The sequence below is a fragment of the Caballeronia sp. Lep1P3 genome (genome assembly GCF_022879595.1).
Taxonomy (GTDB): Bacteria; Pseudomonadota; Gammaproteobacteria; order Burkholderiales; family Burkholderiaceae; genus Caballeronia.
Genome location: NZ_CP084265.1, coordinates 1,283,670 through 1,310,433 on the forward strand (window position 1 = coordinate 1,283,670; position 26,764 = coordinate 1,310,433).

At 64.9% G+C, this 26,764-nt stretch carries 26 protein-coding genes and 1 tRNA gene; 22 read left to right on the forward strand and 5 right to left on the reverse strand.

What is annotated here, in order from left to right; translation table 11 throughout:
- Positions 1-173: 173 nt before the first annotated feature.
- The 3 genes from imuA to LDZ27_RS06045 are packed head-to-tail and all read left to right on the forward strand — an operon-like array spanning position 174 to position 6,058.
- Positions 174-1,037, forward strand: a complete 864-nt coding sequence (gene imuA / locus LDZ27_RS06035) for a translesion DNA synthesis-associated protein ImuA (protein WP_244815788.1) — start codon at positions 174-176, stop codon at positions 1,035-1,037.
- A complete protein-coding gene (locus tag LDZ27_RS06040; RefSeq protein ID WP_244815789.1) occupies positions 982-2,574 on the forward strand; it encodes a DNA polymerase Y family protein in 1,593 nt (530 codons plus the stop codon). The genes imuA and LDZ27_RS06040 overlap by 56 nt, the downstream gene beginning before the upstream one ends.
- A 7-nt stretch (positions 2,575-2,581) precedes the next feature.
- Entirely contained in the window at positions 2,582-6,058 is a 3,477-nt protein-coding gene (locus LDZ27_RS06045; RefSeq protein ID WP_244815790.1) for an error-prone DNA polymerase, read from the forward strand.
- 4 nt (positions 6,059-6,062) lie between these two features.
- On the opposite strand, the gene LDZ27_RS06050 is transcribed toward LDZ27_RS06045, so the two are convergent.
- Together LDZ27_RS06050 and LDZ27_RS06055 are read right to left on the reverse strand one after the other, a co-directional pair.
- Positions 6,063-7,010 carry an SDR family oxidoreductase gene (locus tag LDZ27_RS06050; protein WP_244815791.1) on the reverse strand — a complete coding sequence of 316 codons (948 nt, stop codon included), beginning with the start codon at positions 7,008-7,010 and terminating at the stop codon, positions 6,063-6,065.
- Positions 7,007-7,213, reverse strand: a complete 207-nt coding sequence (locus LDZ27_RS06055; protein WP_244815792.1) for a heavy-metal-associated domain-containing protein — start codon at positions 7,211-7,213, stop codon at positions 7,007-7,009. Before LDZ27_RS06055 ends, LDZ27_RS06050 begins: the two co-directional genes overlap by 4 nt.
- A gap of 97 nt (positions 7,214-7,310) precedes the next feature.
- On the opposite strand from LDZ27_RS06055, the gene cueR reads away from it, so the two are divergent.
- Both cueR and LDZ27_RS06065 read left to right on the forward strand, forming a co-directional pair.
- Positions 7,311-7,697 (forward strand): Cu(I)-responsive transcriptional regulator, encoded by a 387-nt coding sequence (gene cueR, locus LDZ27_RS06060; RefSeq protein WP_244815793.1) that lies wholly within the window; start codon positions 7,311-7,313, stop codon positions 7,695-7,697.
- 174 nt (positions 7,698-7,871) lie between these two features.
- Positions 7,872-8,018: a DUF3563 family protein gene (locus LDZ27_RS06065; RefSeq protein ID WP_244815794.1), complete on the forward strand. Its 147-nt coding sequence runs from the start codon at positions 7,872-7,874 to the stop codon at positions 8,016-8,018.
- A 107-nt stretch (positions 8,019-8,125) separates the two neighbouring features.
- On the opposite strand, the gene LDZ27_RS06070 is transcribed toward LDZ27_RS06065, so the two are convergent.
- A complete protein-coding gene (locus LDZ27_RS06070) occupies positions 8,126-8,524 on the reverse strand; it encodes a DUF305 domain-containing protein (protein ID WP_244815795.1) in 399 nt (132 codons plus the stop codon).
- A 107-nt stretch (positions 8,525-8,631) separates the two neighbouring features.
- On the opposite strand from LDZ27_RS06070, the gene LDZ27_RS06075 reads away from it, so the two are divergent.
- Entirely contained in the window at positions 8,632-8,991 is a 360-nt protein-coding gene (locus tag LDZ27_RS06075; protein ID WP_244815796.1) for a hypothetical protein, read from the forward strand.
- Between the two features lie 22 nt (positions 8,992-9,013).
- On the opposite strand, the gene LDZ27_RS06080 is transcribed toward LDZ27_RS06075, so the two are convergent.
- A complete protein-coding gene (locus tag LDZ27_RS06080; protein ID WP_244815797.1) occupies positions 9,014-9,859 on the reverse strand; it encodes a 23S rRNA (adenine(2030)-N(6))-methyltransferase RlmJ in 846 nt (281 codons plus the stop codon).
- A gap of 262 nt (positions 9,860-10,121) precedes the next feature.
- On the opposite strand from LDZ27_RS06080, the gene LDZ27_RS06085 reads away from it, so the two are divergent.
- From LDZ27_RS06085 to LDZ27_RS06150, 14 genes are all read left to right on the forward strand, one after another.
- A complete protein-coding gene (locus LDZ27_RS06085) occupies positions 10,122-10,916 on the forward strand; it encodes a 3-hydroxybutyrate dehydrogenase (protein WP_244815798.1) in 795 nt (264 codons plus the stop codon).
- A gap of 14 nt (positions 10,917-10,930) precedes the next feature.
- The gene (locus LDZ27_RS06090) at positions 10,931-12,148 is read left to right on the forward strand and encodes a patatin-like phospholipase family protein (protein WP_244815799.1); all 1,218 of its coding nucleotides are present in this window, start codon (positions 10,931-10,933) and stop codon (positions 12,146-12,148) included.
- Positions 12,149-12,271: 123 nt separating this feature from the next.
- Complete coding sequence (locus LDZ27_RS06095) at positions 12,272-12,754, forward strand: low molecular weight protein-tyrosine-phosphatase (protein WP_244815800.1); 483 nt, start codon at positions 12,272-12,274, stop codon at positions 12,752-12,754.
- A 141-nt stretch (positions 12,755-12,895) separates the two neighbouring features.
- Positions 12,896-13,423, forward strand: a complete 528-nt coding sequence (gene iscR / locus LDZ27_RS06100) for a Fe-S cluster assembly transcriptional regulator IscR (protein ID WP_244815801.1) — start codon at positions 12,896-12,898, stop codon at positions 13,421-13,423.
- Positions 13,424-13,506: 83 nt separating this feature from the next.
- Complete coding sequence (locus LDZ27_RS06105; RefSeq protein WP_244815802.1) at positions 13,507-14,730, forward strand: IscS subfamily cysteine desulfurase; 1,224 nt, start codon at positions 13,507-13,509, stop codon at positions 14,728-14,730.
- Between the two features lie 36 nt (positions 14,731-14,766).
- Entirely contained in the window at positions 14,767-15,195 is a 429-nt protein-coding gene (iscU, locus tag LDZ27_RS06110) for a Fe-S cluster assembly scaffold IscU (protein ID WP_244815803.1), read from the forward strand.
- A gap of 118 nt (positions 15,196-15,313) precedes the next feature.
- Positions 15,314-15,637 (forward strand): iron-sulfur cluster assembly protein IscA, encoded by a 324-nt coding sequence (gene iscA / locus LDZ27_RS06115; RefSeq protein WP_244815804.1) that lies wholly within the window; start codon positions 15,314-15,316, stop codon positions 15,635-15,637.
- 117 nt (positions 15,638-15,754) lie between these two features.
- Positions 15,755-16,282, forward strand: coding sequence for a Fe-S protein assembly co-chaperone HscB (gene hscB / locus LDZ27_RS06120; RefSeq protein ID WP_244815805.1), 528 nt, complete (start codon positions 15,755-15,757; stop codon positions 16,280-16,282).
- A 38-nt stretch (positions 16,283-16,320) separates the two neighbouring features.
- Complete coding sequence (gene hscA, locus LDZ27_RS06125) at positions 16,321-18,186, forward strand: Fe-S protein assembly chaperone HscA (protein WP_244815806.1); 1,866 nt, start codon at positions 16,321-16,323, stop codon at positions 18,184-18,186.
- Positions 18,187-18,213: 27 nt separating this feature from the next.
- Positions 18,214-18,555: an ISC system 2Fe-2S type ferredoxin gene (gene fdx / locus LDZ27_RS06130; protein WP_244815807.1), complete on the forward strand. Its 342-nt coding sequence runs from the start codon at positions 18,214-18,216 to the stop codon at positions 18,553-18,555.
- Positions 18,556-18,569: 14 nt separating this feature from the next.
- A complete protein-coding gene (iscX, locus tag LDZ27_RS06135) occupies positions 18,570-18,767 on the forward strand; it encodes a Fe-S cluster assembly protein IscX (RefSeq protein WP_244815808.1) in 198 nt (65 codons plus the stop codon).
- Between the two features lie 324 nt (positions 18,768-19,091).
- Complete coding sequence (locus tag LDZ27_RS06140) at positions 19,092-21,914, forward strand: xanthine dehydrogenase family protein molybdopterin-binding subunit (protein ID WP_244815809.1); 2,823 nt, start codon at positions 19,092-19,094, stop codon at positions 21,912-21,914.
- Entirely contained in the window at positions 21,911-22,483 is a 573-nt protein-coding gene (locus tag LDZ27_RS06145) for a (2Fe-2S)-binding protein (RefSeq protein WP_244815810.1), read from the forward strand. The genes LDZ27_RS06140 and LDZ27_RS06145 overlap by 4 nt, the downstream gene beginning before the upstream one ends.
- A complete protein-coding gene (locus tag LDZ27_RS06150; protein ID WP_244815811.1) occupies positions 22,480-23,730 on the forward strand; it encodes a cytochrome c in 1,251 nt (416 codons plus the stop codon). Before LDZ27_RS06145 ends, LDZ27_RS06150 begins: the two co-directional genes overlap by 4 nt.
- Before the next feature lie 69 nt (positions 23,731-23,799).
- On the opposite strand, the gene LDZ27_RS06155 is transcribed toward LDZ27_RS06150, so the two are convergent.
- A complete protein-coding gene (locus LDZ27_RS06155; protein WP_244815812.1) occupies positions 23,800-24,744 on the reverse strand; it encodes a patatin-like phospholipase family protein in 945 nt (314 codons plus the stop codon).
- A gap of 280 nt (positions 24,745-25,024) precedes the next feature.
- Here LDZ27_RS06155 and gltX point away from each other — a divergent pair, with 280 nt between their 5' ends.
- Positions 25,025-26,431: a glutamate--tRNA ligase gene (gltX, locus tag LDZ27_RS06160; RefSeq protein ID WP_244815813.1), complete on the forward strand. Its 1,407-nt coding sequence runs from the start codon at positions 25,025-25,027 to the stop codon at positions 26,429-26,431.
- A gap of 141 nt (positions 26,432-26,572) precedes the next feature.
- Positions 26,573-26,648: transfer RNA gene (locus LDZ27_RS06165), tRNA-Ala, on the forward strand.
- Positions 26,649-26,764: the final 116 nt, after the last annotated feature.

Sequence of the window (26,764 nt, forward strand, 5' to 3'; positions counted from 1 at the left end):
ATCCTTATCGTCATCTCGCTCTAATTTCACGCCCTCCGTCTCAAAAGCCGTCCATCACGGCGTTCTCCTGCCCACCCGTCTCATCTCGAAATACTGTATAAATATACAGTACAAACAGAGGCCGCCACGCGTTCACGCGTGAGTGCACCCTGTGGCCGTCAGATGGGGAACTCATGGGCGCCGCACTGTCATTGCTCGATTTCGAACTGACGTCTCACTTGCAGAAGCAGCTTTGGCAAGGCGAGCACATCAGTGCCTCACATTCGAACGTCGTGTCGAGCGGCTACCGAATGCTCGATCACGTTTTGCCCGGCGCTGGCTGGCTGCCCGGCAGCGTGACCGAATTGCTGATCGAAGAGAGCGGCGTCGGGGAAATAAGGTTGCTCGCGCGCACGCTCCGGGAACTGACGACGGTTCAAAGCCGCTCCGTCGTGTTCGTTGCGCCGCCGTGGATGCCGAATTTTGCTGCTTTCCGCGCAATGCACATCGCGCCTCACAAGCTCGTCTGGGTCAAGGCGCCCGAGGATCAGGTGCCCTGGGCTGCGGAACAGTCGCTGAAGCAGGAAGGCATCGGCGCCGTGTTGATCTGGCTGCCCAAGGCGCGACCTGAGGCCTTGCGACGGCTTCAGGTCGCGGCCCAGGAGTCGCAGTCGCTGGCGTTTTTATTTCGTCCGCTGAACGCGGCGAAGCAATCCTCGGCGGCGCCGTTGCGCATCGTCTGTAAGCCGATGCTGCCGGCCACCGCGCAGACGATGAATCGCCGCGAATGGATGCAAGTCGTGATGCTGGAGCTCGACATCATCAAGCGGCGCGGTCCGCTGCTGCAAAAGCCGTTGCAGTTGCGCTTGCCGCTGCAGATGCCCGCGTTGCCCGAACATGTGCGGCGCGCGAGCCAGCAGAGGAAAGCACGGGAGGTCAAACATGTTGTGGATAGCGGTGACATTGCCGCTTTTATCGCTCGAAGCAGTCAGGCCGCCATCGATGCCATCCGCATCGGCAAATTCGATTTTGCCTGGAGCGAGGCCGACGCCTCATGAACACGCGCACGAGACCGATCAGCCGTGTTTCGCGCTCGCCGATCACGCGCGCATCCTGCTGCCGGATCTCATCGCGTATCGGCTGGGCGTGCGTCCCGGCAGCACGCGCTCGCACGCGTTCGCGCTGGCGCCGCGACTGACCTTGCTATCGGCCGATATCGACGAGGAGCAGCGCGCGCTCGAAGCGGTCGCGCTGGCATTGCTCGCGTTCACGCCGAAGGTCGTGCTCGCGCACGCGAATACGGTGTTGCTGGAAGTCGGCGCGAGCACGCGGCTTTTCGGCGGATTGCGTGTGCTGCTGGCAAAAGTGGCATCGACGGTGAAAGGATGCGGCTTCACGTCGCGCATGGGCTGTGCGCCGACCGCGTGGGGCGCGTGGCTGCTCGCGCACGCGCGCACGCGCCGCGTGGCGCGCCGGGTTCGCATCGTGAAGGAGACGACGCTCGTGCGCGCGCTCGACGCGTTGCCGGTATCGCTCGTGCCATCGGCGCAATCGCATGGGAACGCGTTCGAGCAGATCGGCTGCGCGACGCTCGCCGATCTGCGTCGCTTGCCGCGCAAGGGCGTCGCGCGACGATTCGGGCAGGGCATTCTGCAATGGCTCGCGCAGGCTTACGGGCAGGCGCCCGATCCGCGCGAGGCGTTTTGCGCGCCGGCATCGTTCGAGGCGCGGCTGGAATTGCAGGCGCGCGTCGAGAGCGCCGAGGCATTGTTGTTCGCGGCGCGCCGGCTCGTGCTGCAACTGGCCGGCTGGCTGAGCGCGCATCACGCGGCAGTGAGCGAATTTTCGCTGCTGCTCGAACACGAACTGACCGCGCGCCACGCGCCCAAAACCTCGACGCTCAGGATTGCGTGGGCGGTGCCGACGCGCGACGCCGATCACATCCTTTGGCTGCTGCGCGAAAAGCTGAATCAGGCGACGCTCGTCGCGCCGGTCATCGAGATGAAGTTGCTTGCCGACAAAGTGAGCGAGCACGCGCCGCCATCCGACACGCTGTTTCCGATGCCGAGTTCCGATAACGATTCGATGGCGCAATTGCTCGAGCGTCTGAGCGCGCGGCTGGGTGCGGAAAACGTCGTGCAACTGGTCGCGCGGGAGGATCATCGGCCGGAGGCGGCGATGACCGTCGAGCCCTATCAGGCGACGCGCGACAGCAAGCCCGCGCGCGCAAAGAAACAGAAGGCGTCGAAGGAGCCGCACGTCGAAGAAGCGCACGACGAAGAAGACGAAAAAGAAACCGCAGCCGAAGCCGAAGCCGACGAAGCGCTCCAGCTTCCCGATCGGGCCGTGCCTTCGCAGCCGCGCCCGTCGTGGATTCTCGAAACGCCGCAGAAGCTGAATCTGCGCAACGAGCGGCCGTTCTATCGCCGACCGCTCAAGCTGATCAGCCGGACGGAGCGCATCGAGGCGGGATGGTGGGACGGCAACGGCGTCCAGCGCGATTACTACGTCGCCTCGGACGATCGCGGCCGCATGTTCTGGCTGTATCGCGAGCGTTTGAGCGGCGACTGGTTCTTGCACGGATTTTTCGGATGACGCCGCGATGGACGACCTGAACGACATCATCGGCCTGGGCGGTGAGGACAATGGCAGCGGCAAAGGCTTCTCCGGCGCGGTGTCCGCATCGACGCTCCTGCCCGGCTACGCCGAACTGCACTGCCTGAGCAATTTCTCGTTCCTGCGCGGCGCGTCGCATCCGCAGGAACTGGCCGAGGCGGCGCTCGAACACGGCTACACCGCGCTCGCGATCACCGACGAATGTTCGCTTGCGGGCGTCGTTCGCGCGCACGCCGCAATCAAGCACATCGAGGCGAAAGTGCAGGCCGCGATCGACGCTGCGCGCCTTGCGGGCCAGCCGCTGCCCGACAAGTCCACGTTGAAGCTCATCATCGGCAGCGAATTGCATCTGACCGATGCCGACGGCGCGCCGTTTTGCACGCTGATCGCGCTCGCCACCGATCGCGAAGGCTACGGCAACCTGTCGGAACTGATTTCGCTCGCGCGTTCGCGTTCGCCGAAGGGCAACTATCGGATCGGACCGGAAGATTTCACCGATCCCGCCGCATCGTCCGATGCCAGCGACGCCACCGATCTGCGCGGCGATATCGCGCACCTGAAGCATTTGCCCGGTTGCCTGCTGATTCTCGTGCCGCAGCGCTCGGCGACGCTCGCCGACACGCTCGATCGCGCGCACTGGCTCGCGAGTTTCGCGGCGGGCCGGGCGTGGCTCGCGCTCGAACTCTGGCAGGACGGCAGCGACGACGAGCGCCTCGCCTCGTGCCGCGTGATTTCCGAAGCGAGCGGGCTGCCGCTCGTCGCGGCAAGCGGCGCGCTGATGCACGCACGCTCGCGCAAGCCCTTGCAGGACACGCTGAGCGCCATCCGCCTCGGCCGGCCGCTTGCGGAATGCGGCTATGCGCTCGAAGCGAATGCGGAGCGGCATCTGCGCACGCGGCTGCGCATCGGCGCGCTTTATCCGAAAGCGGCGATCGCGGAAACGCTGAAAGTGGCCGCGCGCTGCACGTTCCGGCTCGACGAGCTTCAGTACGAATATCCGGAGGAACTCGTGCCGCCCGGCGAGACGCCCGGGAGTTATCTGCGCAAGCGCGTGATGGCGGGCGCGAAACTGCGCTGGCCGAATGGATTCGATGCAGAGACGATCGGGCAGATCGACAAGGAACTGGAACTCGTCGCCGACCTGAAATACGAGAAGTATTTCCTGACGGTCTACGACATCGTCGCGTTCGCGCGCAGCAGGAAGATCCTGTGTCAGGGCCGCGGATCGGCGGCAAACTCGGTCATCTGCTTCTGCCTGTTCATCACCGAGCTCGATCCCATCCGGATGGGCCTGCTGGTCGAGCGTTTCATCTCGCGGGCGCGCAACGAGCCGCCGGACATCGACGTCGATTTCGAGCATCAGCGGCGCGAGGAAGTCATCCAGTACATCTATCGGAAGTACGGGCGGCATCGCGCGTCGCTGGCGGCGTCGGTCACGACGTATCACACGCGAAGCGCGCTCAAGGACGTCGGCAAGGCGCTCGGCCTCGATGCGTCGCTGATCGAGCGTATCGGCAAGTCGCAGCAGTGGTGGGACGGGCCGTCGGCGGTGGCCGGGTATCTGAAGGAAGCGGGCTTTAGCGAAGACTCGCACATCACGCGGCATCTCATTCGCTTGACGCGCGAGTTGCGCGGATTTCCGCGTCACTTGTCGCAGCACGTCGGCGGTTTCGTGATCGCGCGGGAACGTCTGTCGCGGCTCGTGCCGATCGAAAACGCCGCGATGAAGGACCGCTGCGTGATCCAGTGGGACAAGGACGACATCGACCAGCTCAAGCTCCTGAAAGTCGATGTGCTCGCGCTCGGCATGCTGTCGGCCATCCGCCGCGCGCTCGAATTCGTCGCGCTGCGGCGCGGCGTGCCGGACTTCGGCATTTCGCATATCCGGCGCGAGGACAAGGCGGTCTACGAGATGTGCTGCCGCGCGGACACCATCGGCGTGTTCCAGATCGAGTCGCGCGCGCAGCAGAGCATGCTGCCGCGCTTGCGGCCGCAGACGTACTACGACCTCGTGATCGAAGTGGCGATCGTGCGTCCCGGCCCGATCCAGGGCGGCATGGTGCATCCGTATCTGCGTCGCAAGCAGGGTCTGGAGGAAGAGGAATATCCGAAGGAGGAACTTCGGCCCGTGCTTGGCCGCACGCTCGGCGTGCCGATTTTCCAGGAACAGGTGATGAAGCTCGCGATGGTCGCGGCGGGCTATTCGGCGGAAGAAGCCGACCAGTTGCGTCGCGCGATGGCCGCCTGGCGACGCGGCAGTCATCTCGAGAAATATCAGGCCGATCTCATGAAGAAGATGCTCGCGCGCGGCTACGAGCACGATTTCGCGGCGCGCGTGTGCAAGCAGATCGAGGGTTTCGGCGAATACGGGTTTCCCGAAAGCCATTCGGCGAGCTTCGCGCTGCTCGTGTATTTCAGCGCGTGGATCAAGCGCTACGAACCGGCGGCGTTTCTCGCCGGCCTTTTGAATAGTCAGCCGCTCGGTTTCTATTCGCCGTCGCAACTCGTGCAGGACGCGCGGCGTCATGGCGTCGACGTGTTCGCGCCCGACGTTTCGCTGAGCGACTGGGAATCGGTGCTGGAACTCGCGCCCGGCAAAGGCGAGCGCGTCGTATTCGATCCCGGCCGGGAGGGGCGGCGCCAGCAGTTCTACGGCACGCCGTTACCGGATCAGGTATTTCGCAAGACCACGCGACGCGGTGCGCGCAAGCTCGCCGCGCGCATCGGGCTGCCGACGCGGAAATACGGAGCGGGAGGGCCGGGCGTGCGCATCGGTCTGCAACTCATCAAGGGTTTGCCGCAGGCCGCCGCCGAGCGAATCATGATCGCGCGTGCGCAAGCGCCTTTCGCCGATGTCGACGATCTCACGCGCCGCGCCGCGCTGTCGCGTCGGGAACTGGAAGCGCTCGCGGCCGGCAACGCGCTCGCGAGCATTGCGGGGCATCGGCGTCAGGCGTGGTGGGCGGTGACCGCGCAGCAGCGCGCGCCCGAACTGCTCCGCGACGCCCCGATGACCGAAGCGCCGCTCGAATTGCCGCAGGCATCGGAAGGCCGCGAGATTGTCGACGACTACGCGAGTCTCGGGCTCACGCTCAACCGCCATCCGCTTGCGCTGCTGCGCGCCAAGCTCTCGGGCCTGCGCTTTCGGACGGCCGCCAACCTCGCGGAACTCAAAACCGGGCGCATCGTGCGCGCGTGCGGCATCGTGACGGTGCGCCAGCGCCCGGGTACCGCCAACGGCACCATCTTCGTCTCGATCGAGGACGAAACCGGCGCGATCAATGTGATCGTGTTTCCGGGGCTCGTCGAGAAACAGCGCAAGGTGCTGCTCGGCGCGTCGCTGCTCGGCGTTCATGGCGTGTGGCAAAACGAGGGCGACGTGCGCCATCTCGTCGCGCAGCGGCTCGAGGATCACACCGCGCTCCTCGGGCGTCTCGCTGCGTCGAGCCGCGATTTTCACTGAGCCATCATGCGGCGGCAGTGTCGGGCAGCGCCGGATAACGCGCGAGCAAGCGCGCAATCGCCGTATCGAATGCCGTGCGCCGGCCGATGCCGAGCGCTTCCAGCCGCCCGGAATCCAGGTGGCAATTGCGCGGACGCGGCGTGGAGTCGGTCGGCTCACGCTGCGCGACGAGTTTCGCGTCCACCCCCAGCACGCGCGCAATGCGCCGGGCGATGTCAAATTTCGTCATCGGCTCGTCGCCGGACCATTGCGCGATGCCGGAAATCGTCGCGCCCCGCGCGTGATGCGCGAGCATGCCGCGGATCACGACGGCGACATCGGGCGTGTACGTGGGATAGCGCGTCGCCCACGCGTCCATCGCGGCAGACGGGTTCGAAGAATCGGCGGAGGCGACGATCGCGGGCGTCAGGCTCGTCACGGCCGATTCGCTCCAGTCGGCGACCGGCCCGTAAAGCAGCGGCAGGCGCAGCACGCAGGCGTTGGGATCCGACGCGAGAAGCGCGCGCTCGCCGTCGAGCTTGCTGCGGCCGTAGGCGTTGAGCGGCGCGGGCGCATCGTCGGGAAAGTAGGGCGGAGACGTGCCGTCGAAGACATAGTCCGTCGAAATCGACAACACCCATGCGCCGAGCGCGCGCGCCTCGCTGGCAATGATGCTCACCGCGTCGACGTTCAACGCGCGGGCGAGCGCCGGATCGCGCTCGCAGACGTCCGGCCGGCGCTCCGCCGCCGCGACGACGATCGCGTGCGGCGTTTCCCGGCGCAGGAAGGCGCGCACGGCTTCCGCGTCGCGGATATCGAGCGGGACGCTTTGCCCATCCGCGCGCCGATGCGCGGTGCGAACGACGCGCCAGTCCCGCGCATCGACGGCGTGCGCGAGTTCCGCGGCGACCGCGCGCCCGAGAAGCCCGGACGCGCCGATGAGCGCAACCGTGAAGCGTCCGTCGCGCTTCATGCCGATGCGACGCCGACCACGGTATAACCGGCTTCGTCGATGGCGTCCTTCAGCGCGGCTTCGGATTGCTCGGACTGCACCGCGACCTTGCCGCTCGCCAGATCGACGCGAACTTGCGCTTGCGGATCGATCTCCTGAATCGAGCGCGTGACGGCGGCCACGCAGTGTTGGCAGCTCATGCCTTGAACATCGAATTCGGTCATGAAGGATTCCCTCTTGAAAATGAGTTGGACATCGACATCGTATACCTTGCCATTATGGGAAGGTGTAGAGTCGAACGGAAAAATCGAGGAGCACGCGATGAACATTGGCGAAGCGGCCCGCGCGTCGGGCGTCACGGCGAAGATGATTCGCTACTACGAGAGTGTTGGACTTCTGACCCCGGTGAGCCGCACGTCGTCGGGATATCGCGTCTACGGCGAACAGGAAGTGCATGCGCTGCGCTTCGTGCGGCAGGCGCGGCGGCTCGGCTTTCTCGTAGAGGACATCCGCAAGCTGCTCGCGCTGTGGCAGGACCGCTCGCGCGCGAGCGCCGAAGTGAAGGCGATCGCGCTGGAACACGTCACCGAGCTGGATCGGCGCATCGCCGAACTGACGGATATGCGCGACACGCTTTCGCACCTCGCAAGACACTGCCACGGCGATGAACGACCGGATTGCCCGATTTTAGACAAGTTGGCGCAATGAATGCACCGAATTGGTGCTCAGACTAATGGCTGCGCACTATTCCGAACAGGAATGCACCGCATGCAACCAATTCACTACCGCCAGTCCAAGAACGCCGTTATACTTCGGGTTATCCCTAACACGGGTTATCCCTGACCCGAACTGCCAGGGACAGCAAAATCCTTGGAGAACATCATGTTTGCAATCCTGCTCGAAAAACTCAGCATCTGGTTTGAAGCCGCCGAACAGCGCCGCCGCGAGGAATATCTTGCGCAGTCGTCGGACGTAGCGCAGCTCGAAAAGCGCATCCGCTCGCTCGAGAACAACGGCTACAACTTCTAAGACGCCTCGCGCGATACCACGCCAGACGCAGAACTCAAGCCCCGCATTGCGGGGCTTTGTTGTTTTCACGGCGGAATGTCAGCGCGTCGGCCGCGATCTCGAAGCCATTACCGATGCGCGGGATGCGCCGCCATCCACTGCTTCATGTAGGCGATTTCCTTGTCCTGAGCCGCGATGACGTCCTTCGCCAGCTTGCGCAACTTCGCGTCCTGGCCGTACTTCAATTCGATCTTCGCCATCGCCACAGCGCCCTCGTGATGCGGAATCATGTGTGCGACGAAGTCGCGGTCCGCGTCGCCCGTGTACTCGATGCCGGACATCGCTGACATCATCGCCTCGTCCGCGGATTGAAACGCCGCGGTCGAAGGCGCATCCGTCGCCGATTCGTCATGCTGCTCCACGTTCATCCCCGCCATGTTTCCGTGCGCGGGCGGTGCGTTCTGCGCGATGGCGCCAGCGCTGAACAGGACCATGAGCGCGGCAATGACGACACTCGTTTGTCTCATCGGGATTTCCTCGAAAGGGCGGTTACGGGGTGAAGCGCCTAGCCTAAAGGTTGCCACCGGGGTAAGGTAAAGCCGTTTTGTCTAAAGAAGCGGACAAGGGACAACCGATGCAAGCGCATATCCCCGAGGGAACGAAGATCCGTCACCGCAGATTCGTCGCGATCGCGCCGCGCTTCGGCGCTTTTCTCGCTTCGTGTTTCTTGTGTCCGCTTGCGCAGGCCGTACCGGGCGGCGAACCGCTCGTGCTCGACACGCAAGCCGGCATTCACAGCGGTGCCGGCGGGACGATTCTGCAGAGCGCGCCGCTCGGTGCGGCCGGCATGGTGCCCATGGCGACGTTGCCGGGACTTAAGCAGGAGCAGCAGCCCATCGTCGTTTCGCCGTATGTCGAATATGGCGGCCAGAGCACGACGCCCGCGACCAACAGCGGGAAGCATCGGCGGAAACCGCGCGCGCCGTATCCTTGAGCACGCGTTTTTTCGCGCGCACTTAATCTGCGCGGTGCTCGAGCTTGAACGACGCGCTCGCGTCCTGACCGAGTGCATCGACGAGAAAGGGCAGCGCCTGCTTCAGTTCGCCCGCGAGCTTGTATGGCGGATTCAATATGAACATGCCGCTTCCGAAAAGTCCCAGACCGTCCGCGGGCGGCGCCTTGACGGTGAGCGTGGCGTGCAGCCATCCATTTGGCTGAATGGCTTTCAGTTGTTCCGCGAAGCGCTGTGATTCCATGCGCGCGACCTGTGGATACCAGACCGCGTAGGTGCCCGTGGCGAACCGCTTGAGGCACTCGCCGAGGCACGCGAGCGTGCGCGCGTAGTCGCGCTTGTCCTCATACGATGGATCGATCAGCACCAGCGCGCGGCGCGGCGGCGGAGGAAGAATGGCCTTGATGCCCTCGAAGCCGTCGCTGTCGTAGATCATCGCGCGCCGGCCGGCGTCGCGGAAATTGTGGCGCAGCACGTCGATTTCCGTACTGTGCAGCTCGAAAAGCCGCATGCGGTCCTGCTCGCGCATTGCGCGCCACGCGAGGTAGGGCGAGCCGGGATAGAAACGCAGGCTGCCGTCCGGATTCAGCGCTCTCACTTCATCGACATATTCGGCGAGAAGCGGCGGCAAGTCGGCGCGATCCCACAAACGGGCGATGCCCGATTCGAATTCGGCATTCTTCGCGGCGAACCCTTCGGTGAGCGAGTACACGCCGGCCCCGGAGTGCGTATCGATGTACCAGTACGATTTGTCCTTCAGGCCCAGATAGTGAAGCATCTGGATGACGAGCGCGTGCTTGAGCACATCGGCGTGATTGCCCGCATGGAAGCCGTGACGGTAACTGAGCATGACGTTTAGCCCGCAAGAGCGATGAAAGGGCGAAAGCGCTGCATTGTAGCGGAGCGCGTGCCTGCGGCTTTGCAGCCCCGGCGCGCGGCTGCGGTGCGCTGCTTCGTTCATGCACAATAGCCTTTCCAGGTCGTGCCGGAACAGTCGGCCGAATGGCCTAGGCGCTTTCGTCATCCGCGCGCGAATCTTCCTAGGCCGAACGGCCAGCTTGATGGCCGCGCCCATCGCATGTTGTCATTCAGTCACCCCAACGGAGGTTTGCATGTCACAGAACGGTAAGCTCGACGGCAAGACGGCAGTGGTCACGGGCGCGGCAAGCGGCATCGGCCGCGCGATCGCGTTCACGCTCGCGGGCGCCGGAGCAGCGGTCGCCATCGCGGACCTGAATCAGGCCGGCGCGGATGCCGTTGCGGAGGAAATCCGCGGAAAAGGCGGAAAAGCCATCGGCATCGCGATGGACGTGACGGACGAAGCGGCCGTGGACCAGGGCATCGACCGAGTGGCGGCGGAACTCGGCTCGGTGGACATCCTCGTGTCGAATGCGGGCATTCAGATCGTCAATCCGATCGAGAACTACGCGTATGCGGACTGGAAGAAGATGATGGCGATCCACGTCGACGGCGCGTTTCTCACCACGCGCGCGGCGCTCCGACACATGTACAAGGACGACCGCGGCGGCGTGGTCATCTACATGGGTTCGGTGCATTCGCATCAGGCATCGCCGCTGAAATCCGCTTACGTGACGGCCAAGCACGGCTTGCTCGGGCTCGCGCGCGTGCTCGCCAAGGAAGGCGCGCCCCATAACGTGCGCTCGCATGTCGTTTGTCCGGGCTTCGTGCGCACGCCGCTCGTCGACAAGCAGATACCCGAACAGGCGAAGGAACTGGGCATCAGCGAAGAAGAGGTCATCAAGCGGGTGATGCTGGGCGGTACGGTGGATGGCGTCTTCGCCACCGTGGAGGACGTCGCGCAGACGGTTCTTTTCCTGTCGACCTTCGAAACGGCCGCGCTGACCGGGCAATCGTTCGTCGTGAGCCACGGCTGGTACATGCAATAGAGGGATAGCGCGCAATGTCCGAAATCGCAAGCAACGAACGGCTGCAACGGGAACTGAGTCCGGAAGAAGCGCCCATCGCGCAGAAGCGCATCGCCTTGCCGCCCTACGAGACCGTTGCGCTTCTGCTGCAAGGCGGCGGCGCGCTCGGCGCCTATCAGGCGGGCGTTTATCAAGGGCTGAACGAAGCTGACATCCATCCGAACTGGATCGCCGGTATCTCTATCGGCGCGCTCAACACGGCAATCATCGCGGGCAATGCGCCCGAGCATCGCGTGGCGCGGCTGCTGGAGTTCTGGGAAACGATCTGTCAGCCGGCCTTCGGCTTCCCGCTGCCCGCGTTCGTCGAGCGGGCGTTTTTCGATTCCACCGACGAAATCCGCAAGGCATTCACCGCGCTGCAGGCGTTCGACGCGCTCGTCGAAGGGCAAAAGGGCTTCTTTGTTCCGCGCTTTCCGCCGCCATCGGCGGTGACCGCAACCTCGCCCAATACCGCGAGCTATTACGACACGACGCCGCTCAAGGCCACGCTCGAGCGTCTGTGCGACTTCGACCGCATCAATTCCGGCGAAACGCGGGTTTCGGTTGGCGCGGTGAACGTCGAAACGGGCAACTTCGCCTATTTCGACAACACGCAAATGCAACTGCGCGCAGAGCATTTCATGGCGTCCGGTGCGCTGCCGCCGGGTTTCGCGGCGGTGGAAATCGACGGAAAGTTCTACTGGGACGGCGGCCTCATGTCTAATACGCCGCTCTACGAAATCGCGCAGGCCACGCCGCGACGCGACACGCTCGCGTTTCAGGTCGATCTCTGGAGCGCGCGCGGGCCGGCGCCCGACAGCATCGTCGATGTGATGGGACGCATCAAGGACGTGCAGTACTCGAGCCGCACGCGCCTCGTCACCGATGAGATGCATCGCGCGCAGCGTTATCGCAATGTGCTGCAGCACGTCCTCGACCTCGTGCCGGAGGCGCTTCGCGAGACCGACGAATGGTGCCGCCGTGCCGCCGAACTGGCGTGTTCGAAGCGCTACAACGTCATCCACCTGATCTACCGTCAGAAGGAATACGAGGGCCATTACAAGGACTACCAGTTCGGCCTCTCCACCATGCGCGAGCACTGGGAAAGCGGTCTCTCCGACATTCGCCGCACGCTTTCGCATCGCGACTGGCTCGAAATGCCCAACGGGGAAAGCGGCTTCGTCACGCACGACATCCACCGCGCGCAAGGCTGACGGGCGCCACGGGCGTCCGGGCGCGCTCGGACGCCCCTTTGTATAATCCGAGCGCATCGGGGGCGCGCGGGTTGGCCCGTCCGCCGTCCGCCGTCGCAACACTCATTTATTCGTCCCTGCTCGATGAACTCGATCGCCGTCTGCTTCGTGTGCCTCGGCAACATCTGCCGGTCGCCCAGCGCCGAAGCAGTCATGCGCGCGCTCGTCGAGGAGGCGAAACTGGCGGACCGCATCGTCATCGATTCGGCGGGAACGGGCGACTGGCACATCGGTCAGCCGCCCGACGAGCGCGCGCAGCGCGCGGCCAGAAAGCGCGGCTACGACCTGTCGAACCTGCGCGGCCGTCAGGTCGCGGCGGACGATTTCGCCCGCTTCGATCTCTTCATCGTCATGGATGACGCCAACGCCGCCGCGCTCGCGTCGGTCTGCCCCGCGCAGTACCGCGACAAGATCCGCCTGCTCATGGAGTTCGCCGCGCGCGACGACAGCCGCGTCGTCGTCGATCCCTATTTCGGCGGCGACGATGGCTTCGAGCGCGTGCTCGACCAGTGCGAGGACGCCTGCGAGGGCTTGCTCAAGGCGCTGCGGACGCAGCTCGTCGCGTAACGCCCGGCCCCGCGCCGCGCGGCCGACGCCGCGTGGAAAAAGTCCCGTAAATCGCTACATATTCCGCCCGGGATACTTGACTAAAACTGTGGGATATTTATACTTGACGAAAATCATCGAGTATTAGCGTTCGCCCCCATTATGAGACTCACCACGAAAGGCCGTTTCGCCGTCACGGCGATGATCGACCTGGCGTTGCGCCAGGAGCAGGGCCCGGTGACGCTGGCAGGCATCAGTCAGCGCCAGCGCATCTCGCTGTCCTACCTCGAACAGTTGTTCGGCAAGCTGCGGCGGCACGAAATCGTTGAGTCGGTGCGCGGGCCGGGCGGCGGGTACAACCTTGCGCGCCGCGCGGAAAACGTCACGGTCGCCGACATCATCATCGCGGTGGACGAGCCGATCGACGCCACGCAATGCGGCGGCAAGGGCACCTGCGAAGGCACCAAGCAGCACGACGGCCACTGCATGACGCATGAACTTTGGGCGACGCTCAATCAGAAGATGGTCGAGTATCTCGATTCCGTCTCGCTGAAGGATCTGGTCGACCAGCAGCGCGCGCGCGAAGGCTCCGCTGCGGTGCTGCGCGACCGGCGCGCGGAACCGGCGGGCGTCGAGGCCGCGCGTATCGTGCCCAAGGGTCCGAATTCCATTTTCAATCTGGCTGGCTGACCTGGGCCGCCGCGCGCGCACCGTTCGCAGCGCGGCGACGAGCGGCAAGCCACACGATTTGACCGATTTTCCCGGAGCGATTGATGAACAACGATATCCCCCACCTGCCCATTTACATGGATTACAGCGCGACGACGCCGATCGATCCGCGCGTGGTGGACAAGATGATTCCGTATCTTCGCGAGCAGTTCGGCAATCCGGCCTCGCGTAGCCACCAGTACGGCTGGGACGCGGAGCGTGCGGTCGAGGAAGCCCGCGAAAACGTCGCGGCGCTGGTCAACGCCGATCCGCGCGAAATCATCTGGACGTCGGGCGCGACCGAGTCGGACAACCTCGCCATCAAGGGCGCGGCGCACTTCTACAAGAGCAAGGGCAAGCACATCATCACGGTGAAGACCGAGCACAAGGCCGTGCTCGACACCACGCGCGAACTCGAACGCGAAGGCTACGAAGTCACGTATCTCGACGTGAAGGACGACGGCCTCATCGACCTGGAAAAGTTCAAGGCGGCGATCCGCCCGGACACGATCCTCGTTTCCGTGATGAGCGTGAACAACGAGATCGGCGTGATCCAGGACATCGAGGCGATCGGCGAGATCACGCGCGCGAAGGGCATCATTTTTCACGTCGATGCGGCGCAGGCCACCGGCAAGATCGAAATCGACCTGCAAAAGCTGAAGGTCGACCTGATGTCCTTCTCGGCGCACAAGACGTATGGGCCGAAGGGCATCGGCGCGCTCTACGTGCGCCGCAAGCCGCGCGTGCGCATCGAAGCGCAGATGCACGGCGGCGGTCACGAGCGCGGCATGCGCTCGGGCACGCTCGCGACGCATCAGATCGTCGGCATGGGCGAGGCGTTTCGCATTGCGCGTGAGGAAATGGCGACGGAAAACGAGCGCATCCGCATGCTGCGCGACCGTCTGTTGAAGGGTTTGCAGGACATCGAAGAGGTGTACGTCAACGGCGACATGGAGCGCCGCGTGCCGCACAACCTGAACATCAGCTTCAATTTCGTCGAGGGCGAGTCGCTCATCATGGCGGTGAAGGATGTCGCCGTGTCGTCGGGTTCGGCGTGCACGTCGGCCTCTCTCGAGCCGTCCTACGTGCTGCGCGCGCTCGGCCGCAACGACGAACTGGCGCACAGCTCGATCCGCTTCACGGTCGGCCGCTTCACGACCGAGCAGGATGTCGATTACGTCATCAACCTGCTCAAGAACAAGATCGCGAAGCTGCGCGAACTGTCGCCGCTCTGGGAAATGCACAAGGACGGCATCGACATTTCGACCATCCAGTGGGCCGCTCACTAAGCGACACGCGTCACGAACATACGGAGAGTTTGAATCATGGCTTATAGCGACAAGGTTCTGGACCACTACGAAAATCCGCGCAACGTCGGCTCTTTCGCCAAGGACGACGACACCGTCGGCACCGGCATGGTCGGCGCGCCGGCTTGCGGCGACGTGATGAAGCTGCAGATCCGCGTCGGCGCGGACGGCGTCATCGAGGACGCGAAGTTCAAGACTTACGGTTGCGGTTCGGCGATCGCGTCCAGCTCGCTCGTCACCGAGTGGGTGAAGGGCAAGACGCTGGATCAGGCGCTGTCGATCAAGAACACGCACATCGCCGAGGAACTGGCGCTTCCGCCGGTGAAAATCCACTGCTCGATTCTCGCGGAAGACGCGATCAAGGCAGCGGTCGCCGACTACAAGCAGCGCCACGGCGCGGCTGCGCCGCAAGCGGAAGACGCGCAGGCGAAGCAGCAGGCGGCGTAAGCGGGACGTCCGGTCCGGACGCACGGAACAGCAGTACGGCACAGTGCGGCAGCAGCGCCGCCCGAGCAGGGCGGGCGCGCTGCCCGAGAGAGATTTGAGCGCGAGAGACGCGACGACTATGGCAATCACGTTGACGGAGAAGGCGGCACAACACGTGCAGAAGTATCTGACGCGGCGCGGCAAGGGCGTGGGCCTGCGCCTGGGCGTGCGCACGACCGGCTGCTCGGGTCTGGCCTACAAGCTCGAGTATGTCGACGAACTGGCGGCGGAAGACACGGTGTTCGAATCGGCGGGCGTGAAGATCGTCGTCGATCCGAAGAGCCTCGCCTATCTCGACGGCACCGAGCTCGACTTCGCGCGCGAAGGGTTGAACGAAGGATTTCGCTTCAACAATCCGAACGCGAAGGACGAGTGCGGCTGCGGCGAATCGTTCCGCGTCTGACGCGAACGGCGCCGGCGGTTTCGGCAAAAGAGGCGGCGCGGGCCGCCTTTTTCGTTCTCGCCGGGTGATCGCCTGCTTCCCGCTTCGTCCGCGCATCCTGAATCTACTGACAACGTCATGGCAACGCTCACCGACAGCCACTTCGATCTCTTCGGCCTGCCGCCGGTTTTCGCCGTCGATCAGCACGCGCTCGACGACGCCTACCGCACCGTGCAGGCGCAAGTGCACCCCGACCGCTTCGCCGCTGCCGGCGATGCGCAGCGCAGGCTCGCGATGCAATGGGCCACGCGCGCGAACGAGGCGTATCAGACGCTGCGCGATCCGCTGAAGCGCGCGCGCTACATGCTGTCGCTGCGCGGCATCGACGTGGGCGCGGAGAGCAACACCGCGATGGAGCCAGCGTTCCTCATGCAGCAGATGGAATGGCGCGAAAATATCGAGGATGCGGCGGCGGCCAGGAATATCGGCGCGCTGGAAGCACTGCTCGACGAATTGCGCGACGAAGAGCGCGTGCGCTTCACGAAACTCTCCGCGCTGATCGACAGCCACGCCGATCAGGCCGCGAGCGAAGCGGTGCGCCAGCTCATGTTCATCGAGCGCGTCGCGCATGAGATCGGCGCGCAGATCGAGCGGCTCGAAGGCTGACGAGAAAACACGCCGCACACAACCCCACAAGACCAACGATGGCTTTACTGCAAATCTCAGAACCCGGCATGGCGCCCGCGCCGCACCAGCGGCGCGTGGCGGTCGGCATCGATCTCGGCACGACGAACTCGCTCGTGGCCGCGGTGCGCAACAGCGTCCCCGAAGCGCTGCCCGACGAAGATGGCCACACGCTGCTGCCGTCGGTCGTGCGTTATCTGGAAAAGGGCGGGCGGCGCATCGGCCGGATCGCGAAGGAAGAAGCCGCGACCGACCCGCGCAATACGATCGTCTCCGTCAAGCGCTTCATGGGCCGCGGCAAGAGCGAAGTGGAAGGCGCGGAGAACGCGCCCTACGATTTCGTCGATGCGCCCGGCATGGTGCAGATACGCACCGTCGATGGCGTGAAAAGCCCGGTCGAAGTGTCGGCGGAGATTCTCGCGACGCTGCGCTACCGCGCGGAAGACACGCTCGGCGAGGATCTCGTGGGCGCGGTCATCACGGTTCCCGCTTATTTCGACGAAGCGCAACGCCAGGCCACGAAAGACGCCGCGAAGCTCGCGGGCCTCAACGTGCTGCGCCTGCTCAACGAACCGACGGCGGCCGCGATCGCATACGGTCTCGACAACGCCGCCGAAGGTCTCTACGCGGTCTACGACCTGGGCGGCGGCACCTTCGACCTGTCGATTCTCAAGCTCACGAAAGGCGTGTTCGAAGTGCTCGCGGCGGGCGGCGATTCCGCGCTCGGCGGCGACGACTTCGACCACGCGCTCTATCGGCATGTGCTCGCGCAGGCGGGAGTGCAGCCGCAAGCGCCGCAGGACGTGCGGCTTCTGCTCGATCGCGTTCGCACCGCAAAGGAAGCGCTGTCGTCGGCGAGCGAAACGCGCGTGCAGGCCACGTTGTCGACGGGCGTGCAAATCGATGTCGCCGTGTCCGAAGCGCAGTTCGCCGCGCTCGCCGAGCCGCTCGTCGCGCGCACGCTCGGGCCGACGAAAAGGGCGCTGCGCGACGCGAAGGTGACGCCCGCCGATATCAAGGGCGTGGTGCTCGTCGGCGGCGCGACGCGCATGCCGGTCATCCGGCGCGCGGTCGAGGCGTTTTTCGGCCAGCCGCCGCTCGTCAACCTGGACCCCGATCAGGTCGTCGCGCTCGGCGCGGCGATTCAGGCCGATTTGCTCGCGGGCAACCGTCGCGGAGAAGGCGACGACTGGCTGCTGCTCGACGTGATTCCGCTGTCGCTCGGCGTCGAGACGATGGGCGGCCTCACCGAGAAGATCATCCCGCGCAATTCCACGATTCCGACCGCGCGCGCGCAGGACTTCACGACCTTCAAGGACGGCCAGACCGCCATGGCGATCCACGTCGTTCAGGGCGAGCGCGAACTGGTCTCGGACTGCCGCTCGCTCGCGCGCTTCGAGTTGCGCGGCATTCCGCCGATGGCCGCGGGCGCCGCGCGCATCCGCGTCACGTATCAGGTCGATGCGGACGGTCTGTTGTCCGTGTTCGCGCGCGAGCAGACGTCGGGCGTGGAGGCGTCGGTGGTGGTGAAGCCGTCCTACGGCCTCGCCGACGACGACGTCGCCCGCATGCTCGAAGAGAGCTTCAAGACCGCCGAGACCGACATGCGCGCCCGCGCGCTGCGCGAGGCGCAGGTCGAGGCCGACCGGCTGATCGAGGCGACGCACGCCGCGCTCGCCGCCGACGGCGAGCTGCTCGACGACGCCGAACGCGCACGGATCGAAGCGCTCGCGGCCGAACTCGCGGGCATCGCGAAGGGCGAATCGGCCGGGCAGATCGAGGACGCGACCAAAGCGCTCGCCGCCGCCACCGACGAATTCGCCGCGCGCCGCATGAACAAGAGCATTCGCCGCGCGCTCGCCGGCCGCAAGCTCGACGACGTCTGACACCATCCCAAGCATTCACGGAAAACCATGCCTCAAATCGTTGTGCTGCCTCATGTCGAGCTTTGTCCGGACGGCGCGGTGATCGACGCCGATGTCGGCAAGAGCATCTGCGACAACCTGCTCGAACACGGCATCGAAATCGAGCACGCGTGCGAGAAGTCGTGCGCGTGCACGACTTGCCACGTCATCATCCGCGAGGGCTTCAACGCGCTCGAACCGTCCGGCGAGGACGAGGACGACCTGCTCGACAAGGCGTGGGGCCTCGAGCCGGCATCGCGGTTATCATGTCAGGCACTGATGCCCGCCGAGGATGACCTCGTGGTCGAGATTCCCCGGTACTCCATCAATCACGCCAAAGAAAATCACTGACAGGAGGCTCGCCCATGAAGTGGACAGACACGCAGGAGATCGCGATGGCGCTCACCGACGCGCATCAGGATGTCGATCCGCAATATGTGCGTTTCACGGACCTGCACCGCTGGGTGACCGAACTCGACGGTTTCGACGACGATCCGCAAAGCTCAAACGAAAAGATCCTGGAAGCCATTCAGGCGGCGTGGATCGAAGACGCGGATTACTGATTCGCCCTGCACCTGTTTCACCGGCGGCGGCCCTCGAAAGAGCGCCGCCGTTTTTCATTTGGCGCACCCGATCGCGCATTCGCACAACCGCGAATTCTTGACAGAACTTGACGCCGCGCGCGTTGTTCGACGTTTCCCCGCGGCTTAAAATCGCGCCCGCTGCGCGCTGGCAGACATCGTCAGCCGCACGTCCACTACGCCCGGACGCCATGAGCCGCGCGTCCATGCTTCGCATTGCAAACGAATTTGACATTTCCGCGCCGAGGCCGCGCGCGGCCGCCCGCTCGTGCGGGCGTTCCGGGGCGTTCATTCAAGGAGAAGTACATGGGGAAATCCGGCCTGTCGCGTCGCGGCTTTCTGAAGGCGGGCGCGCTCGCGGGCGTGTCCGTATTCATTGCGCCCCTGGGCAGCCGCGCTTTTGCGGCGCTATTCGAAGAGAAGATTCTCACGCCCATCGAGCGCGATGCGGCGAGCGGCTATCCGAAGTTCCGCATCGACGGCATCGCGAAAGTCACGGGGGCGAAAGTGTTCGCTCGCGACATCCGCGCGAAGGACATGCCGCATTGGCCGCAGCAGCAGTCGCACGCGCTGATTCTGCGCACGACGCTCGCGGACCGCGTCTACGAAGGCATCGATCTTTCGTCGCTCGGCGAGGCGCTTTCGCCCGATCGCATCGTGACGGCGGACGACCTCGCGCGCGACAAGCTCGCGTTCCCCGCGTTCTACGGCGACGACATGCTTCTGCCCGCCGGCAAGACGCCCGCGTACCTGGGTCAGGCGGTCGCGCTGCTGATTTATCACGACTTCGCGCGCTTCCGGCTCGCGAAGGACAAGCTCCAGTTCCGCGACGGCGTCATCCGTTATGGCGAGCGCACGCCGCTTGGCGAGCGCGATCCGTGGGCGTCGTTTCGCTTCGTGCGCGTCGGCGGCAAGACGCCGTTCGACGACGACACGTTCTCCAGCATGAAGGATTCGCCGCTCTTTCCGCACATGATGAAAAAGCGCGAGCCGGTCTGGGCGGACGCCGACGAACACGGCAAGCTCGACGAGCAGGGCATGTTCCACGCGCAGGCCATCGCCGATGCGCTCGATCATCCGCCGGCGGAATGGCTCGTCGTGGATCGCGAGTACAAGACGCAATCCGTCGATACAGCCGCGCTCGAGCCGGACAACGCGAACTGCTGGTACGACGCGGCCACGCAATCGCTGCATATGGTCGTGCCGACGCAAGGGCCGTATGAAGTCGCGCAGAGCGCGCTCGAAATGGCGGCCAAATCGCATTTTCCGGTGAAGAACCTGTTCCTTCACCCGTGCTACACGGTCGGCTACGGCTCGAAGGACCATTACAACGTGCCGTTCTACGGCCTGGTCGCGGCGATGTACGGCGACGGCCGCCCGGTGCGCCTCGCGTTCGACCGTTTCGAGCAGTTCCAGTCGTCGCTCAAGCGGCACGCGTTCGACATGCGCTACCGCATGGCGGTCGATAAGAAGACCGGCCGCATTCAGGCGTTCAAGGGCGATCTCGTCGCGAACGGCGGCGGCCGCTGCAACTTCTCGCCGTCCGTCGCGATGGTCGGCGCGACCGCCGCGCAGTCCATCTATTACATCCCGCAAAGCGACCTGACGGCGATCGCGGCGGCATCGCGCGCGGTCGATGCCGGCTCCGCGCGCGGCTACGGCACGCTGCAAAGCATGGCCGCCACCGAAATGATGATGGACGACATCGCCGCGCAGCTCGGCATGGATTCGATCGACCTGCGCTTGGCCAACGTGATGCGCACCGGCATGAAGAACACGCAAGGCGCGATTCCGGCCGGCGCGGTGCGTGCCGAAGAGGTGCTGCGAAAGGCGAAGGCGCATCGGCTGTGGACCGGGCGCGCGAAGCGCAAGGCCGAATTCGAGGCGGCGAATCCCGGCATGCGCTATGGCGTCGGCTTCGCGTGCGTGCAGAAAGACTTCGGCACCGGCGCCGAAAGCGCGTTCGCGAAGGTCGAGTTCACGGCGGACGGGCGCATCGCGCTGTCGCACTCGGGCGCGGAAATCGGCACGGGAGCGTCGACGGCGCAGGCGCTCGTCGTCGCGAAATGGCTCGGCAAGCCGGCAACGGACGTCCACATGGCCGTCACCGACTGGACGGATTTGCCTGTCGTCGCGAGCGGCGATCCGTACATCATGTCGCAGGCGCAACAGGACGCGCTCGCGGCGAATCCGCGCTGGTCGCCCACGTACATGTCGCCGGCGAGCGCGACCAACTCCGCGTACTACTTCTCGCATGCGACGCGCGAAGCGGCGCGCGTCGTGTTTCGTCACGGCCTGTGGCCGGCGGCGATGGCGATCTGGGGGCAGGGCATCGGCGGCGGTCAGGCGGCATCGTTCGTCGTGCGTATCGAAGACGCCCGCTGGATCGACGGCACGCTCACCGCCGATGGCCTCGCGCCGATCGCATTCGACGTGTTGGCGAAGAAGGCGCACGAACTCGGCCTCGCGACAGGCGCGGTCGTGCACACGTTCAACCGCTGGCAGTGGAGCGAGGCGCAGTTCGACATCGCGGGCAGCGTGGAGCAGCTTCCCGTCGATGGCTTGTCCGTGCGCTTCGGCGGCGAGCCTGCGCGCAAGTCCGGCAGGGCGACGAAGAACGGCTACGACGTGCTCGACCGCAAGCGCGTGATGATCCCGCCCGTGCAACGCAACAACGCGACGGTCACGTATTACAGCGCGGTCGGCACGCTCGTCGAAATGTGCGTGAACGAGGCGAGCGGCAAGGTGGAATTGCTGTCGCATCACTCGATCATGGAGTGCGGCAACCAGATCGCGCCGGCGCTCGTATCGGGCCAGTTGCAGGGCGGCCTCGCGATGGGCATCGGACACGCGCTGCACGAATATCTGCCGCTCTACGAGGACGGTCCGGGCAACGGCACGTGGAACTTCAACCGCTATCGCCTGCCGCTCGCAAGCGATGTCGCCGTGTGGAAGCAGACCGGCGAAGTGCTGCCGCCGCTCAGCGAGACCGATCCGCCGAAGGGCATCGCCGAAGTAGTGATGATTCCGGTGGTCGGAGCCATCGTCAACGCGATCGCGCATGCGATCGGCCATCGCTTCACCGCACTGCCGGTGACGCCGCAAAACATTCAGGAGGTGCTCGCATGACGGCGATCCAATCCGCCGCGGGCGTCGAGATGCGCTCGCTCTCGATGACCATCAACGGCAACAAGGTCGGCCCGATGCAAGTGCCCGCCGGCCTGCCGATGATCGATTTCCTGCACGAGTACGTCGGGCTGACCGGCTCGCGGCTCGGCTGCGGGCAAGGCGTGTGTCATGCGTGCGTGGTTATCGTCGATCGCGTGGACGGCACGAGCGAGGAAGTGCGCAGTTGCATCAACGGCGCGCATTTCTTCGATGGCAAGACGGTGCGAACCATCGAAGGACACGCGAAGCGCAACGAGCACGGCGAAGTCGTGGAACTCGCGCCGGTGCAGCAGAAGTTTCTCGAACACTTCAGCTTCCAGTGCGGCTACTGCACGCCCGGTTTCGTCAACGCGGCGACAGTGCTGCTCGAAAGATTGAAGCGCGAGCCGATCACGAAAGACCGCATCGAAGCGACGATCATGGACGCGCTCAACGAGCACATCTGCCGCTGCACAGGCTACGTGCGTTATTACGAGGCCGTGAAGGATCTCGTGCTGTCCACGCCCGGACTCGTGAAGGACGCCGCATGATGCGCTCGCCATTCACCCGTTCCCGGTTGCGCGCCGTCGTTCTCGCGCTCGTCGCGTCCGGCGCTTGTGCGCTGAGTGCGTGCGACAGTCATCGCGAAAACGCGACGCCGAACGCATCTTCGCCCGCGCTCCTCGCTCGCGGACGCTATCTCGCGCAAGCCGCCGATTGCGCCGCATGCCACACGGCGACAGGCGGCGCGCCGTTCGCGGGCGGCGTGAGGCTCGAATCGCAGTTCGGCACGTTCTACGGCACGAACATCACGCCGGACACGCAGTACGGCATCGGCAAGTGGAGCGCGGACGAATTTCACGCGGCGCTGCACGACGGCAAGACGCCGCACGGCAAGCTGTATCCGGCGATGCCGTACACGTCGTATCGGCAGATGTCGCGCGCGGACAGCGACGCGATCTACGCGTATCTCATGGCGCAGAAGCCCGCAGCGGTGCCGAACATCCGCGCGGATCTCAGATTCCCGTACAACGTGCGGTTCGCCGTGCGGTTGTGGGACATGCTGTTTCTCAAGGACGCGCTGCCCGATGCCTCGGCCGGGCACTCGGCCGACTGGACGCGCGGCCGTTATGTGGCCAACGCGCTCGGCCATTGCGCGGAATGCCACACGCCGCGCGGCGCGTTCGGGCAGCTTCAGGACGCGAAGACGTTCGAGGGCGGAGCGCTCGGGCGCATCGGCGCGCCGGACATCACGCCCGCCGCGCTCGCGGCGCGCGGCTGGTCGGCGGCGGATCTCCAGTCGTTCTTTTCGACGGGCGTCGCGCGTCAGGGATCGGCGTTTGCCGAGATGCATCCGGTCGTCACGCTGAGCACGCAGCATCTGAACGCCGACGATCTGCGCGGCCTCTCGACGTACCTTCTCGGCGACGCGCCCGCCGCGCCCGCGCCGCTGGCCGTGAAGACCGGCGATGCCGCGCAGTTCGTCGTGGGCCGGAACCTGTACCTCGATTCCTGCGCGGGCTGCCACGGACGCGAAGGCGAGGGCAAGCCTCACGTCGCGGTGGCGATGAACGGCAATTCCACGCTGCGTCAGACGGATGCGCGCAATCTCGTCGTCTCGATGCTGGACGGCATCGACGCGCAGCCGTTCCCCGGCGTCGAAAACATGCAGCGCATGCCCGCGTTCGCCAGCACGTACAGCGACGAGCAACTCGCGCAACTCGCGAACTATCTGCGCGTGACGTGGGGCGGGCAGCCGGGCGATGTCACCGCCGACGCCGTCAAATCATTGCGCTGAACGCGCGCCGCTGAGCGTTCACAAGAACGAAGGCCACGCATTTGCGTGGCCTTCGTGCTTTCGCCGGGTTCAAACGCGCATGCCGCGCTCGGCGAGTTGCCGCTGCAGCGTCGGCCACATCTTCGCGACCGCTTCCTCGCCCGCGAGGATCGCCGCGTTGCGCTGGCTGAAGTCGCTGCTGCTCATTGCGTTGAGATTCGGGCGGATGACCGCGTTCGCGTACTTGTCGAGTTCGTAGGCCTTGATGGACTGGCCCATGATCGTGAAGGTCTGCATCAGCACGTCGAAGGAACTTTGCGTGAGTGCGGTCTCGGGCCGCGCCGAAATGTCCACGGCGATCACGAAATCCGCGCCCATCTTGTGCGCGAACGCGGCCGGAACCGGACTGACCAACCCGCCGTCGACGTATTCGTGGTCGCCAATTCTCACTGGTTCGAAGATCGACGGCACGCTGCAGGACGCGCGCACCGCGACGCCCGTATTGCCGCGCTGAAAGAGAATCGGCTGGCCGCTTCGCAGATCGGTCGCGACGATGCCGAGCGGCTTCACCATCTTTTCGATCGGGCGATTGTCGAGCGTCTTGTTGAGATAGTTCTGCAGCGCGACGCCTTGCAGGATGCCGCGCGCGCGAAAGGGCATCGCCCAGTCGCTGATGGACGCTTCGTCCATCGTCAGCGCGAGCTTGTTGATCGCGATGCCGTTCATCCCCGATGCATAGAGCGCCGCGATGACCGAGCCCGCGCTCGTGCCCGCGACGAGGTCCACGCGCACGTTGCGCGCTTCGAGCGCCTTGATGACGCCGATATGCGCGAAGCCGCGCGCCGCGCCGCCGCCGAGCGCAAGCCCGATGCGCGGCGGGCGCTGCGATTCGGTTTTCAGCGCGGTGTCGGCATTGGAGTTGGCGTTGGCGGGCGCAACGTTGCCGCCGCCGGTGCTCGTGCACGCGGCAAGAACGGACGATGCCGCCGCGAGCGAAAACGCGCGGCGCGAAAGGCGAGGTGACGATGATTTCAAGATGCGGCTCCAGCGATGCGGCGAGTGCGCGGCGGACGGTTTTCGATGCGTTTTTCCGTGCGGTCCGCGCGTGTCGAGAAAACGGCGCGCACATCATAAAACAAAAGGCGCGCGGGCCGGCACGAAGCGCCCGGCGAGTATAATTTCGTCTCATTTCAGGCGGCGCTCGCCGCGCTCTCGTGCCGGCGCCATCGGGCGTCCGGGCGATCGGTTCAAGCGCTTCCGGCGCACGCGGCGGCTCTCGCCAGCGCCAATCATCGAGTCCATCGAGAACACAGCAATGACCCAAGTCCGTACACGCTTCGCTCCCAGCCCGACCGGCTTCATCCATCTCGGCAACATTCGCTCCGCGCTTTATCCGTGGGCGTTCGCCCGCAAGATGAAGGGAACCTTCGTGCTGCGTATCGAGGATACGGACGTTGAGCGTTCGAGCGAAGCATCGGTCGATGCGATTCTGGAAGGCATGGCGTGGCTCGGTCTCGATTTCGACGAAGGTCCTTTCTATCAGATGCAGCGCATGGACCGCTATCGCGAGGTCGTCGCCCAGATGATGGAGAAGGGACTCGCGTACCACTGCTATATGTCGACCGAGGACCTCGACGCGCTGCGCGAGCGTCAGCGCGCGGCAGGCGAGAAGCCGCGCTACGACGGCACGTGGCGTCCGGAGCCGGGCAAAGTGCTGCCGCCGGTGCCCGAAGGCGTGAAGCCCGTGGTGCGCTTTCGCAATCCGCTCGCGGGCGTCGTCGCTTGGGACGATGCCGTGAAGGGCCGCATCGAAATCTCGAACGAGGAACTCGACGACCTCGTGATCGCGCGTCCCGACGGCACGCCGACGTACAACTTCTGCGTGGTCGTCGACGATCTCGACATGGAGATCACCCACGTCATTCGCGGCGACGATCACGTCAACAACACGCCGCGTCAGATCAACATCCTGCGCGCGCTCGGCGGCGAGGTGCCTGTCTATGCGCACCTTCCGACCGTGCTGAACGAGCAGGGCGAGAAGATGAGCAAGCGGCATGGCGCGATGAGCGTGGTCGGTTATCGCGATGCGGGCTATCTGCCGGAGGCCGTGCTCAACTATCTGGCGCGGCTCGGCTGGTCGCACGGCGATGCGGAAATCTTCTCGCGCGAGCAGTTCGTCGAATGGTTCGACCTGGAGCATCTCGGCAAGTCGCCCGCGCAGTACGACCACGACAAGCTCAATTGGCTGAACGCGCATTACATCAAGGAAGCCGACAACGCGCGGCTCGCGGAGTTGACGAAGCCGTTCCTGCACCAGGCGGGCATCGACGCGGCCGCAATCGACGGCGGCGCGCCGCTCGCCCAGGTCGTCGCGCTGCTGAAGGACCGCGCATCGACGGTAAAGGAAATTGCCGAGAACGCCGCCATGTTCTATCGCGAGCCGGCGATCGATCCGCAAGACTACGCGCAGCATGTCACCGACGCGGTTCGTCCGGCAATCGCGGAGCTTCGCGCGACGCTGGAGGGCGCGGAATGGGCGAAGGAAGCGATTTCGGCGGCGCTGAAGGCGACGCTCGGCGCGCACAAGCTCAAAATGCCGCAACTGGCGATGCCGGTGCGCCTGCTCGTCGCGGGAACGACGCATACGCCGTCCATCGACGCGGTGCTGATGCTCTTCGGCCGCGAGACGGTGTTGCGCCGGCTGGAAAAAGCAGCCGCATGATCGCGAGTTGCACGCAAGGGAATGCGGCAGAGCATCCCTTGCCGCCGACGCGTGAAGCGAGGTAAAAAATTTTGCTTCACGCCGCATGAGGGTATTTACAACTTCGAAAATGGCCTATAGAATCTCGTTTCTGTTCTGCAAGGGGGTATAGCTCAGCTGGGAGAGCGCTTGCATGGCATGCAAGAGGTCAGCGGTTCGATCCCGCTTACCTCCACCAAAGAACGGATGAAGTGATTGCGAGCGTAGTAGCTAAGTTTCGAAAGTCGCAAAAAATACTTCACAAGATTCGGGAAGTTGTTTAAGATCTCGGTCTTCGCTGAATTGCGGTGCGAA

What these genes read in the sequence shown, in the direction of transcription:
- gltX (WP_244815813.1), top strand. Translation starts at nt 25,025, where the DNA reads ATGACCCAAGTCCGTACACGCTTCGCTCCCAGCCCGACCGGCTTCATC.
- LDZ27_RS06140 (WP_244815809.1), top strand. Translation starts at nt 19,092, where the DNA reads ATGGGGAAATCCGGCCTGTCGCGTCGCGGCTTTCTGAAGGCGGGCGCG.
- LDZ27_RS06090 (WP_244815799.1), top strand. Translation starts at nt 10,931, where the DNA reads ATGTCCGAAATCGCAAGCAACGAACGGCTGCAACGGGAACTGAGTCCG.
- LDZ27_RS06040 (WP_244815789.1), top strand. Translation starts at nt 982, where the DNA reads ATGCCATCCGCATCGGCAAATTCGATTTTGCCTGGAGCGAGGCCGACG.
- LDZ27_RS06050 (WP_244815791.1), bottom strand. Translation starts at nt 7,010, where the DNA reads ATGAAGCGCGACGGACGCTTCACGGTTGCGCTCATCGGCGCGTCCGGG.
- iscX (WP_244815808.1), top strand. Translation starts at nt 18,570, where the DNA reads ATGAAGTGGACAGACACGCAGGAGATCGCGATGGCGCTCACCGACGCG.
- LDZ27_RS06045 (WP_244815790.1), top strand. Translation starts at nt 2,582, where the DNA reads ATGGACGACCTGAACGACATCATCGGCCTGGGCGGTGAGGACAATGGC.
- LDZ27_RS06085 (WP_244815798.1), top strand. Translation starts at nt 10,122, where the DNA reads ATGTCACAGAACGGTAAGCTCGACGGCAAGACGGCAGTGGTCACGGGC.
- LDZ27_RS06080 (WP_244815797.1), bottom strand. Translation starts at nt 9,859, where the DNA reads ATGCTCAGTTACCGTCACGGCTTCCATGCGGGCAATCACGCCGATGTG.
- fdx (WP_244815807.1), top strand. Translation starts at nt 18,214, where the DNA reads ATGCCTCAAATCGTTGTGCTGCCTCATGTCGAGCTTTGTCCGGACGGC.
- LDZ27_RS06095 (WP_244815800.1), top strand. Translation starts at nt 12,272, where the DNA reads ATGAACTCGATCGCCGTCTGCTTCGTGTGCCTCGGCAACATCTGCCGG.
- iscU (WP_244815803.1), top strand. Translation starts at nt 14,767, where the DNA reads ATGGCTTATAGCGACAAGGTTCTGGACCACTACGAAAATCCGCGCAAC.
- LDZ27_RS06065 (WP_244815794.1), top strand. Translation starts at nt 7,872, where the DNA reads ATGTTTGCAATCCTGCTCGAAAAACTCAGCATCTGGTTTGAAGCCGCC.
- LDZ27_RS06145 (WP_244815810.1), top strand. Translation starts at nt 21,911, where the DNA reads ATGACGGCGATCCAATCCGCCGCGGGCGTCGAGATGCGCTCGCTCTCG.
- LDZ27_RS06075 (WP_244815796.1), top strand. Translation starts at nt 8,632, where the DNA reads ATGCAAGCGCATATCCCCGAGGGAACGAAGATCCGTCACCGCAGATTC.
- LDZ27_RS06105 (WP_244815802.1), top strand. Translation starts at nt 13,507, where the DNA reads ATGAACAACGATATCCCCCACCTGCCCATTTACATGGATTACAGCGCG.
- iscA (WP_244815804.1), top strand. Translation starts at nt 15,314, where the DNA reads ATGGCAATCACGTTGACGGAGAAGGCGGCACAACACGTGCAGAAGTAT.
- iscR (WP_244815801.1), top strand. Translation starts at nt 12,896, where the DNA reads ATGAGACTCACCACGAAAGGCCGTTTCGCCGTCACGGCGATGATCGAC.
- LDZ27_RS06055 (WP_244815792.1), bottom strand. Translation starts at nt 7,213, where the DNA reads ATGACCGAATTCGATGTTCAAGGCATGAGCTGCCAACACTGCGTGGCC.
- LDZ27_RS06070 (WP_244815795.1), bottom strand. Translation starts at nt 8,524, where the DNA reads ATGAGACAAACGAGTGTCGTCATTGCCGCGCTCATGGTCCTGTTCAGC.
- hscA (WP_244815806.1), top strand. Translation starts at nt 16,321, where the DNA reads ATGGCTTTACTGCAAATCTCAGAACCCGGCATGGCGCCCGCGCCGCAC.
- cueR (WP_244815793.1), top strand. Translation starts at nt 7,311, where the DNA reads ATGAACATTGGCGAAGCGGCCCGCGCGTCGGGCGTCACGGCGAAGATG.
- imuA (WP_244815788.1), top strand. Translation starts at nt 174, where the DNA reads ATGGGCGCCGCACTGTCATTGCTCGATTTCGAACTGACGTCTCACTTG.
- LDZ27_RS06150 (WP_244815811.1), top strand. Translation starts at nt 22,480, where the DNA reads ATGATGCGCTCGCCATTCACCCGTTCCCGGTTGCGCGCCGTCGTTCTC.
- hscB (WP_244815805.1), top strand. Translation starts at nt 15,755, where the DNA reads ATGGCAACGCTCACCGACAGCCACTTCGATCTCTTCGGCCTGCCGCCG.